The organism is Lentzea sp. NPDC037011 (assembly GCF_055607425.1).
The window spans coordinates 547,670-561,242 of record NZ_JBVJRT010000004.1 but is presented as its reverse complement, the minus strand read 5'-3'; the positions used below and the strand labels follow the sequence as shown (position 1 = coordinate 561,242).

The 13,573-nt window shown below is 71.3% G+C and carries 13 protein-coding genes; 7 read left to right on the top strand and 6 right to left on the bottom strand.

Translation table 11 applies throughout. The annotated features are described in order from the left end of the window. The first annotated feature begins 8 nt into the window (after window positions 1-8). The 4 genes from ACZ7CH_RS14415 to ACZ7CH_RS14400 are packed head-to-tail and all read left to right on the top strand — an operon-like array spanning window position 9 to window position 4,007. A complete protein-coding gene (locus ACZ7CH_RS14415; protein ID WP_470374085.1) occupies window positions 9-1,319 on the top strand; it encodes an ABC transporter substrate-binding protein in 1,311 nt (436 codons plus the stop codon). Then, on the top strand, window positions 1,316-2,401 hold the full coding sequence (locus ACZ7CH_RS14410; RefSeq protein ID WP_470374084.1) for a Gfo/Idh/MocA family protein: 1,086 nt from the start codon (window positions 1,316-1,318) through the stop codon (window positions 2,399-2,401). The genes ACZ7CH_RS14415 and ACZ7CH_RS14410 overlap by 4 nt, the downstream gene beginning before the upstream one ends. Next, a complete protein-coding gene (locus ACZ7CH_RS14405; protein WP_470374083.1) occupies window positions 2,383-3,276 on the top strand; it encodes a DUF6807 domain-containing protein in 894 nt (297 codons plus the stop codon). Before ACZ7CH_RS14410 ends, ACZ7CH_RS14405 begins: the two co-directional genes overlap by 19 nt. Further along, window positions 3,270-4,007, top strand: coding sequence for a cupin domain-containing protein (locus ACZ7CH_RS14400; protein ID WP_458432474.1), 738 nt, complete (start codon window positions 3,270-3,272; stop codon window positions 4,005-4,007). The genes ACZ7CH_RS14405 and ACZ7CH_RS14400 overlap by 7 nt, the downstream gene beginning before the upstream one ends. 21 nt (window positions 4,008-4,028) lie before the next feature. On the opposite strand, the gene ACZ7CH_RS14395 is transcribed toward ACZ7CH_RS14400, so the two are convergent. The 5 genes from ACZ7CH_RS14395 to ACZ7CH_RS14375 are packed head-to-tail and all read right to left on the bottom strand — an operon-like array spanning window position 4,029 to window position 9,084. Further along, window positions 4,029-4,982, bottom strand: a complete 954-nt coding sequence (locus tag ACZ7CH_RS14395; RefSeq protein ID WP_458432473.1) for an arabinan endo-1,5-alpha-L-arabinosidase — start codon at window positions 4,980-4,982, stop codon at window positions 4,029-4,031. A 6-nt stretch (window positions 4,983-4,988) separates the two neighbouring features. Continuing rightward, window positions 4,989-6,428, bottom strand: coding sequence for a family 43 glycosylhydrolase (locus ACZ7CH_RS14390; protein ID WP_458432472.1), 1,440 nt, complete (start codon window positions 6,426-6,428; stop codon window positions 4,989-4,991). 11 nt (window positions 6,429-6,439) lie between these two features. Further along, complete coding sequence (locus ACZ7CH_RS14385) at window positions 6,440-7,771, bottom strand: glycoside hydrolase family 43 protein (protein ID WP_470374082.1); 1,332 nt, start codon at window positions 7,769-7,771, stop codon at window positions 6,440-6,442. Between the two features lie 12 nt (window positions 7,772-7,783). After that, complete coding sequence (locus tag ACZ7CH_RS14380; RefSeq protein WP_470374081.1) at window positions 7,784-8,791, bottom strand: SGNH/GDSL hydrolase family protein; 1,008 nt, start codon at window positions 8,789-8,791, stop codon at window positions 7,784-7,786. Continuing rightward, on the bottom strand, window positions 8,788-9,084 hold the full coding sequence (locus ACZ7CH_RS14375) for a rhamnogalacturonan lyase family protein (protein WP_458432468.1): 297 nt from the start codon (window positions 9,082-9,084) through the stop codon (window positions 8,788-8,790). The genes ACZ7CH_RS14380 and ACZ7CH_RS14375 overlap by 4 nt, the downstream gene beginning before the upstream one ends. Before the next feature lie 269 nt (window positions 9,085-9,353). Here ACZ7CH_RS14375 and ACZ7CH_RS14370 point away from each other — a divergent pair, with 269 nt between their 5' ends. After that, a complete protein-coding gene (locus tag ACZ7CH_RS14370) occupies window positions 9,354-11,606 on the top strand; it encodes a cellulase family glycosylhydrolase (protein WP_470374080.1) in 2,253 nt (750 codons plus the stop codon). A gap of 70 nt (window positions 11,607-11,676) precedes the next feature. Continuing rightward, window positions 11,677-12,003: a hypothetical protein gene (locus ACZ7CH_RS14365; RefSeq protein ID WP_470374079.1), complete on the top strand. Its 327-nt coding sequence runs from the start codon at window positions 11,677-11,679 to the stop codon at window positions 12,001-12,003. 130 nt (window positions 12,004-12,133) lie between these two features. Here ACZ7CH_RS14365 and ACZ7CH_RS14360 read toward each other — a convergent pair whose 3' ends face one another. Continuing rightward, window positions 12,134-12,877 carry a zf-HC2 domain-containing protein gene (locus ACZ7CH_RS14360; protein ID WP_470374078.1) on the bottom strand — a complete coding sequence of 248 codons (744 nt, stop codon included), beginning with the start codon at window positions 12,875-12,877 and terminating at the stop codon, window positions 12,134-12,136. A gap of 93 nt (window positions 12,878-12,970) precedes the next feature. On the opposite strand from ACZ7CH_RS14360, the gene ACZ7CH_RS14355 reads away from it, so the two are divergent. Further along, window positions 12,971-13,570, top strand: coding sequence for a sigma-70 family RNA polymerase sigma factor (locus ACZ7CH_RS14355; RefSeq protein ID WP_458434410.1), 600 nt, complete (start codon window positions 12,971-12,973; stop codon window positions 13,568-13,570). Window positions 13,571-13,573 lie beyond the last annotated feature (3 nt).

Below are 13,573 nucleotides of genomic sequence, written 5' to 3'. Positions count from 1 at the left end.
GACAGCTCATGCCAAGAGGTGCTCGCCGCAGGGTCGCGTGGGCCACCCTGCTGTCCCTGACCGCGTCGCTGCTCGTCGCGTGCGGGGCCGGTTCCGACGCCGGTGGCGACCTGACCGCGGAGCCGGTGACGCTGCGCTTCACCTGGTGGGGCGGCGACGACCGGCACAAGAGGACCCAGCGGATCATCGAGCTGTTCCAGGAGCAGCACCGGAACATCACCATCAAGGGCGAGTTCAAGGAGTGGAACGGCTACTGGGACAGCCTCGCCACCACGATGGCGGCCAACGACGCGCCCGACGTCATGCAGATGGACGAGCTGTACATCGCGTCCTACGCCGAGCGCGGCGCGTTGCTCGACCTCACCGAGGCGAAGAAGCACCTCGACACCGCGGACTTCGACCAGAAGGCGCTCGCCACCGGCGCGATCGGCGGCAAGCAGTACGGGCTGCCCGTCGGCCTCGGCATGTACTCGGTCATGGTGAACCTCGACCTGCTCGCGCAGTACGGCATCCCGGTGCCCGACGACACGAAGTGGTCGTGGGACGACCTGAAGCGGATCGGCGAGCAGGTGTCCGAGGCCGGTGGCGGGCAGGTGTTCGGCGTGCAGTCGCCGGGCATCAACGACACCGCCGGGCTGAGCATCCGGGCGCGCCAGCAGGGCAAGGCCATGTTCGACGCCGAGGGCAAGGTCGTGCTGCCGCAGGAGATCGCCCGCGAGTACTGGCAGTACATCGCCGACCTCGCGAAGTCCGGCGTCGCGGCACCGCCGTCGGTGACGATCGAGAAGGCCTCCGCGGGACTCAACCAGTCCGCCACCGCGACCCGCACCGCCGCGTTCGGCCTGTGGTGGAACACCCAGCTGACCGCGCTGACCGCTGCCAGCGGCGCCAGGCTGAAGTTGCTGCGGCTGCCGGGGGAGACGCAGGGCAAGGCACCCGGCGCGTACTACAAGCCGTCGATGTTCTGGTCGGTGTCGTCGCGGTCGAAGCACCCCGCGGAGGCGGCGGCGTTCGTGAGCTTCCTCGCCAACGACGAGGAGGCGGCGAAGATCATGCTGACCGAACGCGGTGTGCCCGCCAACCAGAAGATCCGCGACGCGATCGCCGGCCAGCTGAAGGAGACCGACAAGGCGGCCAAGGAGTACCTGGACACCGTGCCGGTCAGCGACCCGCCCAGGATCACGCCGAACGGCGCCAGCACGGTCGACGCGATCCTCAAGCGGCACACCGAGGACGTGCTGTTCGGCCGGACCACCCCCGATGCGGCGGCCACGTCGTTCATCAGGGAGGTCCAGGCGGAAGTGGACGCGGCCCGGTGAGGCGCGCCGCCATCGTCGGAACGGGTGCAATTGCGGCCGCCCACGCGGAGGCGGTGCGGGCCTGCGGTGACCGGGTCGAGCTCGTCTCGGTCGCCGACGTGGACGCCGGCCGCGCCGCCGCGTTCGCCGAGCGGTGGGGTGTGCCGCGGGTGCACCCCGGGCTCACCGCGCTGCTGGCGGAGGAGGAGCCGGACGTGGTGCACATCTGCACCCCGCCCCGCCACCACGTGCCGCTGGCGCTGGAGTGCCTGGCCGCGAACGCGACGGTGCTCGTCGAGAAGCCACCGGCGTTGTCGCTGGCCGAGGTCGACGCGCTCGTCGTCGCCGAGCGGAGCTCGACCGGCCGGGTCGCGACGGTCTTCCAGCACCGGTTCGGCCCGGCGGCGGTGCGGCTGCGGCGCCTGGCCGCCGAGGGGGTGCTGGGCCGGTCGCTGGTCGCGAAGTGCGACACCCTCTGGTACCGCGACGACGCCTACTTCGCCGTGCCGTGGCGCGGTTCGTGGGACAGCGAGGGCGGCGGTCCGACGATGGGGCACGGCATCCACCAGTTCGACCTGCTGCTGTCGGTGCTGGGACCGTGGCGGGAGGTGCGGGCCGTCGCTGCCAGGCAGGCCAGGGACGTGCAGACCGAGGACGTCTCGATGGCGCTGGTGACCTTCGCCGACGGGACGGTCGCCTCAGTGGTGAACTCGCTGCTCTCACCCAGGGAGACCTCGCAGCTGCGGTTCGACTTCGAACGCGCCACGGTCGAGGTCGAGCACCTCTACGGCTACAGCGACGCGCACTGGACGGTCACCCCGGCGCCCGGCCACGACGACGTCCTCACCCGCTGGCAGCAGGAGCAGCGGTCGGACGAGGTCAGCGGTCACCGGGGCCAGCTGGCGGCGGTCCTCGACGCCCTGGACGGCGGCGAACCGCCCCCGGTCACCCTCGCCGACACCAGGGACACCATGGAGTTCATCGCGGCGCTGTACGCCTCGGCGTTCACCGGCGCCGTCGTGCAGGCCGGCCGGATCGGGCCGGGCGACCCGTTCTACACCAGCATGGAAGGAAGCGGTGCCCCGTGGGCGACCAACCGGTGATCACGCGCCAGGACGACGAGGTGCTCGTCGTGTCGGCAGGCCCGGCCGAGCTGTTCCGGTACGTGCACCGGCCGACGACCCCGGCGTTCGAGGGGCCCAAGCCCTACCTGCACCCCGTGCGCACGCTGGCCGGTGACGTCGTGACGGCGTTCCGGCCGCACGACCACCGCTGGCACAAAGGCGTGCAGATGACCGCGACCGACGTGTCCGGGCAGAACTTCTGGGGCGGCGTCACCTACGTGCGCGACGAGGGGTACGTGGTGCTGCCGAACGTGGGCAGCATGCGGCACGAGGAGTTCAGCACCGCCGAGGCCGAGGGCGAGCTGACCATCGGCGAACGGCTCTCCTGGGTCACCGAGGCCGGGCAGCACTGGGTCGACGAGGAACGTCGGCTCACCGTGCGCGACGTCGAGGACGAGGCGTGGACGTTGGAGTTCGCCACCACGCTGACGAACGCGCGCTCGGAGTCGTTGTCGTTCGGCAGCCCGACCACCAACGGCCGCGAGCTCGCGGGCTACACCGGGTTCTTCTGGCGCGGTCCGCGTTCGTTCACCGGCGGCGAGGTCCTCGCGGCCGGCGGCGGGAGCGGGCAGGAGCTGATGGGCGAGAAGGCCGCGTGGCTGGCGTTCGTCGGACAGCACGACGAGGTGGACCGGTCCTCGACACTGCTGTTCATCGACCACCCGGACAACAAGAACACCCACTGGTTCGTGCGCAGCACACCGTTCGCGGCGGTCAACCCGTCGTTCGCCTTCTTCGACACCGTCGAGGTGCCACCCGGTGAGTCGCTGCACCTGCGCCACCGGCTGGTCGTCGCGACCGGCGGCTGGGACCGCGGGCGCCTGGAGTCCTATGTGGAGGAGCACGCGTGGTGACCCCGTTCCCCGGCGGGATCGGCCTGTCCGGTCTGCGGGTGTACGACTGGCCGACCGCGGACGGGGTGTGCGGCGGGTCGCCGCACGTGCACCTCACCTGCGCGGAGTGCTACTACGTGGTCGGCGGGCAGGGCCGGGTGCAGACCCTCACCCGGCGCGGGTTCGCCGAGACCCCGCTGCGCACCGGCACGGTCGCGTGGTTCACGCCCGGCACGGTCCACCGGCTGGTCAACGACGACGACCTGCACATCGTCGTCGTGATGCAGAACAGCGGCCTGCCCGAGGCCGGTGACGCGGTGTTCACGTTCCCGCCCGAGGTGCTGGCGGACCCCGAGCGCTACGCGACCGCCGCGTCCCTCGCGCAACCCGGGCACGCCTACGCCGCCTCCGAGCCCGCCGCCCGCCGGCGCCGCGACCTGGCCGTCGAGGGGTTCCTGGAGCTGCGGGAACGCCTGGAGGCGGGCGACACCGCGGCGATCGAGGCGTTCTACGCGGCCGCGCTCGCGTTGAAGCGGGAGTCGCTGGACGACTGGGAACAGCGGTGGCGGGCCGGGGCGCTCGCGGCCACTCAGCTGACCGGCGAGCACCTGGAGCGCCTGCGCGCCGGGGACATCGGGCACCTCGCCGGCGCGGACGTCCACGTGGTGCGGGGGGAGGAACCGCAGCGGTTCGGCATGTGCGGCCGCCTCGACGTCCACGACCCGGCAGCGGGCCGGTCGCCGTACCGGTGACCCGCGCTGCGCGGGCACCCCTCACCGCAGGTACGGCCAGCCCGCGGAGTCGAGGGCCAGCAGGTTGACGCCGAGCCGGGACGCGCCGGAGTCGGTGTAGTAGTGGTAGACGAGCAGGTCGCCGTCGACGTCGCTGAGGACGTCCTGGTGGCCGGGCCCGTGCACGCTGCCCTGCCCCGCCAGGACCTCCGTGCCGCCGCCCGAGGTCAGGGCGGTGCCGTTGCGGTCGACGTAGGGACCGGTGACGCTCGTCGATCGGCCGACCATGACGCGGTAGGTGCTTGACGCGCCCCGGCAGCAGTAGTCGAACGAGACGAACAGGTAGTAGTAGGAGCCCCGTTTGACGATGTTCGGCGCCTCGATCGGGCCGCCGTTGCGCCCGGCGAGGGACCGGATCGTGGAGTCGGCCCGCAGACCCGTGGACGGGTTCAGCGCGACCATCTTGATCCCGGACCAGAACGAGCCGAAGCTCAGCCACCAGCGGCCCTGGTCGTCCACGACGAGGTCGGGGTCGATGGCGTTGAAGTCGTCGGAGGTCCGCGACTCGACGACGAGACCGCGGTGGGTCCAGGTGCCGGCGTTCCCGCTGGGGCTGGTGGCGAGGAAGATCGCCGACCGGTTCGAGCCGAACGTCGAAGCGGAGTAGTACAGCCAGTACTGGCCGTTGCGGAACGACAGGTCCGGTGCCCAGAGGTTGCGGTCGCCGTTCGTGTACGGAGTGGTCCAGGACGCCCCGTTCGGGAACGCCGACCCGGCGGAGCGGAACGCGACCCGGTCGGTGGAGGTCCTGAGCGCGATGTCCCTCCCGGTGTGCGCCACCAGGTAGCTGCCGTCGGCGCGCCGGACCGCGCTCGGGTCGTGCACGCCGGTGTCACCCGTGACGCGGCCCGGCAGGGGATAGGCAGAGGCGGGTGGTGCCGTCCCGACGGCGGTGGCCAGCACCACCGCCGCGACCAGTGCGATCTTCCTCGTCATCGCGGATCACTCCAGCACGAACGTCGCATCGGAACGGCCCTGCGCGTCGGTGACCGCCTGCAGGAAGAGCAGACCGCCGTTGACGCGCACGTAGAGGCCGGGGAAGTTGACCGACTCGAACGACACCGCCGAGCTCGCGGCGAGTCCCGCGCGCTGGGTGAAGCTCGCGTCGTTGCGGAACAGGGTGCTGCCGTCGCTGCGGTCCACCCACAGCTCGTTGTTGCGGTGGCGCAGGTAGTAGCCGGGGAAGTTGGTCGACTCGAGCGACACGGTGCCGGACCCGGTCAGCCCGGTGACGACCCGGAACTGCGAGTCGGCCAGCGGCGACACGTTCGCCTCCAGCCGGGCGCGGTACTCCCAGTGCCGCACGAAGCGGTCGGCGGCGGCGTAGGACCGCAGCCGCACCGGCGTCGGGCCGTCGGGCACCGGAATGCCGAAGTCCGGGGTGCCGTCGGAGCGGTAGTGGACCTTCTGCACGCGGGTGCGGCGGTTCGGGTCGTTGAGCGGGTCGCCGCTGATGTCGCGGTAGTTGCGGTCGTGGTAGACGAGGACGTCGCTGGCACCGTCCTCGGAGACGGTGAACGAGTTGTGGCCGGGACCGTACTGGCCGGTCGCCGCGTTGCTGGTGAACACCGGGTCGGCGCTCTTCGTCCACGACGCCGCGTTGAGCGGGTCGGCCGACGCGGAGGCGGTCAGCAGCCCGAGGCAGTAGTTCGCGTCGGTGGCGCTGGCCGAGTAGGTCAGGAAGAGCCGCCCGTTGCGCTGCAGGACCGACGGCCCCTCTGCGACCTTGTACCCGCGGGTCTCCCACGCCAGCGCCGGCACGGTCAGCCGCGTCACCGTCCCGGTGATGGTCCACGGGTTCGCGCCCATGCGGGCCAGGTAGAGGTTCGAGTTGGTGGCGATGCCCGGTTCCTGCTGCGCCCAGGTCAGGTACCGCACGCCGTTGTGCACGAACGTCGAGGCGTCCAGCGAGAAGGTGTCCCACGGCGTCGTGATCCGGCCGCGTTCGGTCCACGGCCCGGTCAGCGGGTTGGCAGCCGAGCTCTCCAGCACGTACATGCGGATGCGCCAGACGTCGTCGGTGCGCCCGGCGGCGAAGTAGACGTACCACCTGCCGTTGATGAAGTGGATCTCCGGTGCCCAGATGTGGGCGCCCATCTCACCGCTGGAGTGCTTGCGCCAGATCACCGTCTCCGCCGCCGTGGCCAGGCCCTGGATCGTCGTCGCGCGGCGCAGGACGATCCGGTCGTACTCCGGGACGGTCGCGGTGAAGTAGTAGAAGCCGTCGGTGTGCTTGAAGACGTGCGGGTCGGCCCGCTTCTCGGCGATCGGGTTGGTGTAGCGCACCGCGGACGCCGCACCGGCCTGCGGTACCGGCATCCCGGCCACGCAGGTGACGACCGCGAGCACCAGCACCGCCAGGCGGAGGAAGACCGTCCTCATCGACTGTCCTTTCAGGCCAGTGGGGCGGCGGCGGTGAACGACGCGTCACCGGCGAACGCCGAGTCGGAGGTGCGCCAGTCCACGCGCAGTTCGTAGTTGTGGTGGCGCAGGTAGCGGCCGGGGTGGGAGTAGGACTCCAGTGACGTGCCGGTGCCGGCGAGTCCGGTGCGGGCGCAGAACGTGGCGTCGCGGGCGAACGTGGCGTCACCGGTGTTGGCGTCCAGCCGTGCTGTGAAGTCGTAGTGCCGCAGGTAGCGGTCGGGGAAGTTCACCGAGCGCAGCGAGTGGCAGTTCGCGTTGGCCAGGCCCGCCACGACCGTGAACGTCGCGTCCTGACGCGTGGAGAGCGGGCTGGACGAGCTCACCGGGTCCACGTACGCGAGGTTGTCGCGGTGGCGGACGTACCGGTCGGGGAAGTTCACCGAGCGGAACGAGCGGGCGCCTGTGGCGATGGCCGTGCCGTCGCCGGAGTCCTCACGCAGGACCGTGAAGTGCCGTGCGGTACCGGACAGCCCCGCCAGCTCGGTCTTGGCGCCGAACGTCGTGAGGTTGCCGCTGTCGGCGTAGAAGTAGCGCCGCTGGCCGTACTGGTCGAAGTAGATCCGCCAGCGGCCGTCGGGCAGCCGCACCAGAGCGGGTCCCTCCAGCCCGGAACCCCAGCCCGCCCAGTTCCCGGTGCCGACGAACGTCCACGGCCCGGTCAGCGACGTGGCCGTGGCGTGCTCGACGTACTTGGTCGTCTCGTTCTTGAGGAAGTTGTGGTAGGTGCCGCCGACCTTGACCAGGAAGCTGTCGATGTAGTTGGCCGGGATGCCCAGCGCGACCGGGCTCGTCCACGCCGACAGGTCCGCGTTCGCCGCGGTGATCCGGTACGGGCGGAACTGCCCGGCCGTTCCCGTCGTGGACGCGGAGAAGACGACGTGGACGCTGCCGTCGGAGTCCTTGAACCACTCCGGCGCCCACGTGCTGCCGGTGACGCCGTTGAGGCCTACCCGGACGTTGCGCAGGAAGGTCCACGTCACGTAGTCCGCGCTGCGGGCGAAACCGATCGTGTCACCGGTCCAGTTCGTCGTGTAGACCAGGTAGTAGTAGCCGTCGGTGTGCCGGATGACGCTGGGATCGCGGATCAGGCCCGACGGCGGTGTGTAGGCGTTCGCCCTGACCTGCGTGAAACCGGTGGCGTTGGCCGAGTCGTAGACGTACATGTTCGACTCGCTGCTGTTGGTGAACGCCGTCATCAGGTAATGCGGCACCGGACCTGCCGCCGAGGCGGCGGGGACGACGACGGCCGCCGCGACGAGCGCGGACACGAGCAGGACGAGCCGGAGTGCTGTGCGCGGCATGGACCGGCTCCCTCAGAACTTCGCGGCGACGATCGGCGCCAGGCGGTCGGCGATCTTGCGGTGCCCCTGGTCGTTGGGGTGCACGTTGTCGGTCGTGTCGGTGGCCTCGACGATCCAGCCGGTCGTGTCGACGAACCAGACGCGGCCGTCACCGCCGTTGATGACCTCCTGCACGGCCGCCTGCGTCTCCGGCAGGTACCGCTTGCGGAACGTGCCCAGCGCGAAGACCGCCGCGGTCGGGTACTTCTCCCGCACCCGCCGCAGCAGCGTCACGTAGGAGGCGCGGAACTGCTCCTTGGTGACGCTGTGACCGACGTCGTTGGTACCGAGGTTGATCACGACCGCGTCCGCCCGGTAACGGCCGAAGTTCCACGCCGGGGCGTTCAGGGCGAGACCGGTGCGCAGGAAACCCTCGCGCATGCTCAGGCACCCGTCCGCCGCCGGGTGCAGGCACGCGCCGCCCACAGCGATCTGGGTGTGGCCGGCCTTCAGCCGCTCGCCGGTCAGCCAGCCGTACGCGGTCAGCGCCTGCTTGGACGACTGCTGGCCGACGGTGATCGAGTCGCCGACGAACTCGATGGTCTTCGCGGGCACGGCGGGCGCGAACGTCCGCGCGCCGGTGTCGATCTCGATGCCCTGGTACACCGCGTCGCCCTTGTAGGAGCCTGCGATCGGGCGGTAGGACACGCGCAGGGTGTGGTTGCCGGTGGCCAGTGGGGCAGGCGTGAGGTCGACCGTCCCGCTTCGGTTCACGTACGACACGTCGGGGCCGCCGTCGATGCTGGCGAAGAAGTCGATCGTGCCGCGCTGCCGGAGCTTCACCGTCCGTCCGGTGAACCCGATGACGACGTGCGCACCCGCCCACTCGGACACGTAGGCGCCGGCCGAGCTCGTGTTCCAGCGGCCGGTGTAGCGGGCGTTCGGATCGGTGGGCGGGCTCGTGACGGCCGCCGTGGCCGCCGGTGCCGCGACGGCGGTGCCCGCGAGCACCGCCACCGCGACGAGCAGGGTCCTGATCATGGTGCGACCTTTCCGCGCGAGGGCAGGGGACGCGCGCCCTCGTGGACCATGAAGATTTCGAGACCGGGGCGGTTCGGGTCGATGTCGGTGACGTGCAGGGCGTCACCGTGCCCGACCCGGACCGCTGCTCCGGTGACGGCGCTGCCCGGTGGCAGCACGCCGGTCGAGCTGTACGCGAGCGACCCGTCGTCGTCGAGCGTCGCACCGCCGTGGACGACCTCCTGCCGCGGCTCCCGTCCGGCCAGGACGGCGGTGACCACCACTGGGAGCAGCACGCTTCGTCGCGGGTCCACAGCGGTCAGGATGGCCCGGCGTACTGGCGCGCGCAAGGGTGAGAAGTGTTGTGCAGCAATGTGGAAAGCGTTTTCCAGACTTGATCGTCGATTCGGGTGCGCCGTTCGACGGAGCAGGTGTCGAACGGGTCGAACGGCCATCGACCGGTGTTGCGCGTCCCGGTGGGGCCAGTCGGCGGTGTGGTCGCTTGATCCGCCGTGGTTACAGTCCCACTCCGGGAGCGCTCCCAGAAGATGTCCTCCCCTGTCGAACACCTCAGGAGGTCGTGGTGGCCCGCAGACTCCTCCGAGCGGTGGTGGCCGTCCTGGTGCTGGCGGCCTGCGCGGTCGTCGCTCCCACGCCCGTCGGCGCCGCCGCACCCGTTCGGATCATGGCCCTCGGCGACTCGATCACCGGCTCACCCGGCTGCTGGCGTGCGCTGCTGTGGAAGCACCTGCAGGACACCGGTCACACCGGCGTCGACTTCGTCGGCTCGCTCCCGGCGCCGGGCTGCGGTTTCCCCTATGACGGCGAGAACGAGGGCCACGGCGGCATCCTCGCCACGAACATCGTGCGGGACAACCAGCTCCCCGGCTGGCTGGCCACCGCACGGCCGGACGTCGTGCTGATGCACCTCGGCACGAACGACGTGTGGAACAACATCCCGGCGCAGACCATCCTCAACGCCTACACCACCATGCTCGGCCAGATGCGCGCCGCCAACCCGGCGGTGAAGCTGGTCGTGGCCCAGCTCATCCCGATGAACCCCTCCGGCTGCCCGGCCTGCGGCCAGCGCGTGGCCGACCTCAACGCCGCCATCCCGGCCTGGGCGAGGGCGAACAGCACGACGGCCTCACCGATCACGGTCGTCGACCAGTGGACCGGTTTCAGCACCGCCACCGACACCACCGACGGCGTCCACCCCAACACCACCACCGGCATCCAGAAGATCGAGAGCCGCTGGTACCCGGCCGTGGTGGCCGCTCTCGGGACGCAACCCCCGGCCGCGCCCGGCCTGCACGTCGAGGGCACCCGCGTCGTCGAGGCGAACGGCACCCCGTTCGTGATGCGCGGCGTCAACCACGCCCACGTCTGGTACCCGAACCGGACCAGGGCGTTCGCGGACATGAAGTCCTTCGGCACCAACACCGTCCGCGTCGTGCTCGGCAGCGGCCAGCGGTGGGGCCCGACCCCGGCCGCCGAGGTGTCGTCCGTCATCGCGCTGTGCAAGCAGAACAGGATGATCTGCGTCCTGGAGGTCCACGACACCACCGGCTACGGCGAGCAGAGCGGTGCCGCGAGCCTCGACCAGGCCGCCACCTACTGGCTCGGCGTCGCGGACGCCCTGAAGGGCCAGGAGAACTACGTCGTCATCAACCTCGGCAACGAGCCGTTCGGCAACAACGCCCAGGTCAGCGCCACGTGGGCCACGGCGACGAGCAGCGCGATCACCCGCCTGCGCGGCGCCGGCCTGCACCACCTGATCATGGCGGACGCCCCGATGTGGGGCCAGGACTGGCAGAACGTCATGCGGGACGGCGCGGCAGCGGTGTTCGCCGCCGACCCGTTGCGCAACACCGTGTTCTCCATCCACATGTACGGCGTCTACGACACCGCGGTCGAGATCAACGCCTACTTCGACGCGTTCCAGACCGCGGGCCTGCCGCTCGTGGTGGGCGAGTTCGGCTTCGACCACAGCGACGGCGACCCCGACGAGGACACCATCATGGCCCAGGCGCAGGCCCGCGGTCTCGGTTACCTCGGCTGGTCGTGGAGCGGCAACGGCAGCGACGTCGCCTACCTGGACATGACCACCTCCTTCGACCCGGCCGCACTGACCCCGTGGGGCGAGCGCTTCCTCAACGGCGCCAACGGAATCCGCCAGACCGCGAAGGAGGCCACGATCTTCGGCGGCGCGGTGGACCCCGTCCCGCCGTCCGCTCCGGGTGCCCCGGTCGCGTCGAACGTGACCTCCACCGGCCTGACGCTGACCTGGCCCGCCTCGACCGACAACGTCGGCGTCACCGGCTACGACGTCTACCGCGCCCTGGGCCCGGCTGCGTTCGCCCTGGTCGGTTCGGTCCCGTCGGCCACCTACACCGACACCGGTCTGACCGCCTCGACCACGTACCGGTACCGCGTGCGCGCCAAGGACACGACCGGCAACGTCTCCGCCGACTCCCCGGTCGTGTCGGTGACGACGGGCGCGGGTTCGGCGAGCTGCAAGGTCGCGTACTCGGGTTACAACTGGGGCGGTGGCAACGGGTTCACGGCGGGTGTGACCATCACCAACACCGGTGCCGCCCCGGTCGACGGCTGGACGCTGGCGTTCAGCTACGCGGACGGGCAGCGGCTGACGCTGCCGGGGTGGGGCGCCACGTTCGCGCAGTCCGGTGCGGCGGTCACGGCGGTGAACCTCGCCTGGAACCGGACGTTGGCGCCCAACGGGTCGGTGAGCATCGGGTTCAACGGGACGTACAGCGGGGTGAACTCGGCGCCGGGGGCGTTCTCGTTGAACGGGAGCACCTGCACGACCGGCTGATGTGCAGCGCGCTGCGGGCCGTCGTGCTACAACGGTGCGACGGTCCCGCACAGCCAGGAAGTGCCATCACATGGAGAACGTCGTCGAGTCCATCGCGACCGAGATGCTGATCGACGGCCTCACCGACTGGGTGCACGCCGACCTGCCGATCGGCTGGGCGCGCGAGACCGTGGGCGAGGACTTCAAACCGATCGCCGTCGCCGTGGTCGAGTACGTGGTTCTGGGTGGACTGATGGTCGCGGGCGACCTCGGCGGGACCGGTTTCGAGGCGTGGCCGGGAACCCCGGCGGACCACGTGCGCACGGTGGTGGAGAGGTACGAGGCGTACGACTGGAACCCGCAGGGCATGGCCGGCTGGCTCGCCAACACCGAGGCGGGCGACGCGCGGGTGGGTTGACGCGCTGGAGGGCTGACGCGGCAGCGGCTCCTCACGGGACCGGCGCCTGGTCACGCCGACCGGCACCGCTTCACGCCGACCGGCACCGGTTCACGCCGACCGGCACCGGTTCACGCCGACCGGCGCCCGGTCACGCCGCCCGGCGCCGGTTCACCGGCCGCAACCGGACCCGCCGCCCAGCCGCGGCCCGCCCAGCCGCAGGCTGCTCAGCCCGCGACGCCTCGTCAGCAAAGCCTCCGCCGGACTCGCCACCGGAGGAGACCCGCCCACCCGGCCCCCGATCGCGGAAGTGCGCCACCGCGAGCAAGGCCAGCCCGATGACCAGCAACGAGTGCGACAGCACCCGGCCGGCGGTCGCCGTTCCGTTGACCAGGTCGCTCGCCGAGTACGGCACCAGCACGGCCACGAAAGCCGCCGTCACCGGGAGCACGCCCGCCGTTGCCGCCGGCCGCAGCGCGGTCCACAGGAGACCGAGGCCCAGGGCCAGGTTCCAGGCCGTGCTCTCGTTGAACAGGTGGCTGCTGTCCACACCGGTCGTGTGCCCGCCGTGCGCCGCGGAGCCCGTGCCCAGCACCTGGGCGAGCCCGAGGGTGAGCTGTGCGACAGCGACCCCGCCGAGCAGGGCCCGCGACAGCCACGCCCGCGGTGCGGGTGGGGTGAGTGCGGGGGTGGCGTCGAGGACGGCCGCGGCGAGGTCCGGCGCCGGTGCGGCTGGGCGGACGCGCAGCGTGCGGGTCAGGGCGGTGGCGGTCTCCTGCCACTGGCGGCAGGGTGCGCAGGAGCCGAGGTGCGCGTCCACCTCCTCGGCGGGCACGCCCTCGTCTTCCCCGTCGAGGCGGGCGGACAGGGCTTCGCGGCAGGTGCTGCAGTCCACATGCACATTGTCGGTCATCCGGCCCAGTTGGTTCCCGGTGATCTGTGAACGGTTCGGCGGACGCGGGTCCGGCACGTGGCCCAGCGGGTCCGAATGGCCGGTGAGGTCACCGGACGGTGGCCGTTACGATGCGGCCTCGTGAACTCCCCCGATGACGAGGTGACCCGCTGGGCGTTGCAGGCACGCGGGGGTGACCGGGTTGCCCTCGAGCGGTTCGTGCGGGCGACGCAGCGGGACGTGTGGCGGTTCGTCGCGCACCTCGCGGACGTCGGCGTCGCGGACGACCTGGCGCAGGAGACGTACCTGCGGGCGTTGCCGAGCCTGCGCAACTTCGAGGCGCGGTCGTCGGCGATGACCTGGCTGTTGTCGATCGCGCGGCGGGTCGTGGTGGACCAGGTGCGGATGGCGCAGTCGCGGCCGCGGGTGTCCGCGGACGTCGACTGGGTTCAGGCCGCGGACCGGGGGCAGGGCACGTCGTCGGGGTTCACGGCGATCGTCGAGCTCAACGTGCTGCTCGACGGGCTCGCGGAGGACCGGCGGGAGGCGCTGGTGCTCACGCAGGTGCTCGGGCTGGGGTACGCCGAGGCCGCGGAGGTCGTCGGCTGCCCGATCGGCACGATCCGGTCGCGGGTGGCGCGGGCGCGGGAGGACCTGGTCAGGGCCGCCGGGCAGGACGCCACCGAAGTCGGCTGACAA

What these genes read in the sequence shown, in the direction of transcription:
- ACZ7CH_RS14415 (WP_470374085.1), top strand. Translation starts at nt 9, where the DNA reads ATGCCAAGAGGTGCTCGCCGCAGGGTCGCGTGGGCCACCCTGCTGTCC.
- ACZ7CH_RS14395 (WP_458432473.1), bottom strand. Translation starts at nt 4,982, where the DNA reads ATGACGAGGAAGATCGCACTGGTCGCGGCGGTGGTGCTGGCCACCGCC.
- ACZ7CH_RS14380 (WP_470374081.1), bottom strand. Translation starts at nt 8,791, where the DNA reads ATGATCAGGACCCTGCTCGTCGCGGTGGCGGTGCTCGCGGGCACCGCC.
- ACZ7CH_RS14355 (WP_458434410.1), top strand. Translation starts at nt 12,971, where the DNA reads ATGGCCGGTGAGGTCACCGGACGGTGGCCGTTACGATGCGGCCTCGTG.
- ACZ7CH_RS14390 (WP_458432472.1), bottom strand. Translation starts at nt 6,428, where the DNA reads ATGAGGACGGTCTTCCTCCGCCTGGCGGTGCTGGTGCTCGCGGTCGTC.
- ACZ7CH_RS14385 (WP_470374082.1), bottom strand. Translation starts at nt 7,771, where the DNA reads ATGCCGCGCACAGCACTCCGGCTCGTCCTGCTCGTGTCCGCGCTCGTC.
- ACZ7CH_RS14365 (WP_470374079.1), top strand. Translation starts at nt 11,677, where the DNA reads ATGGAGAACGTCGTCGAGTCCATCGCGACCGAGATGCTGATCGACGGC.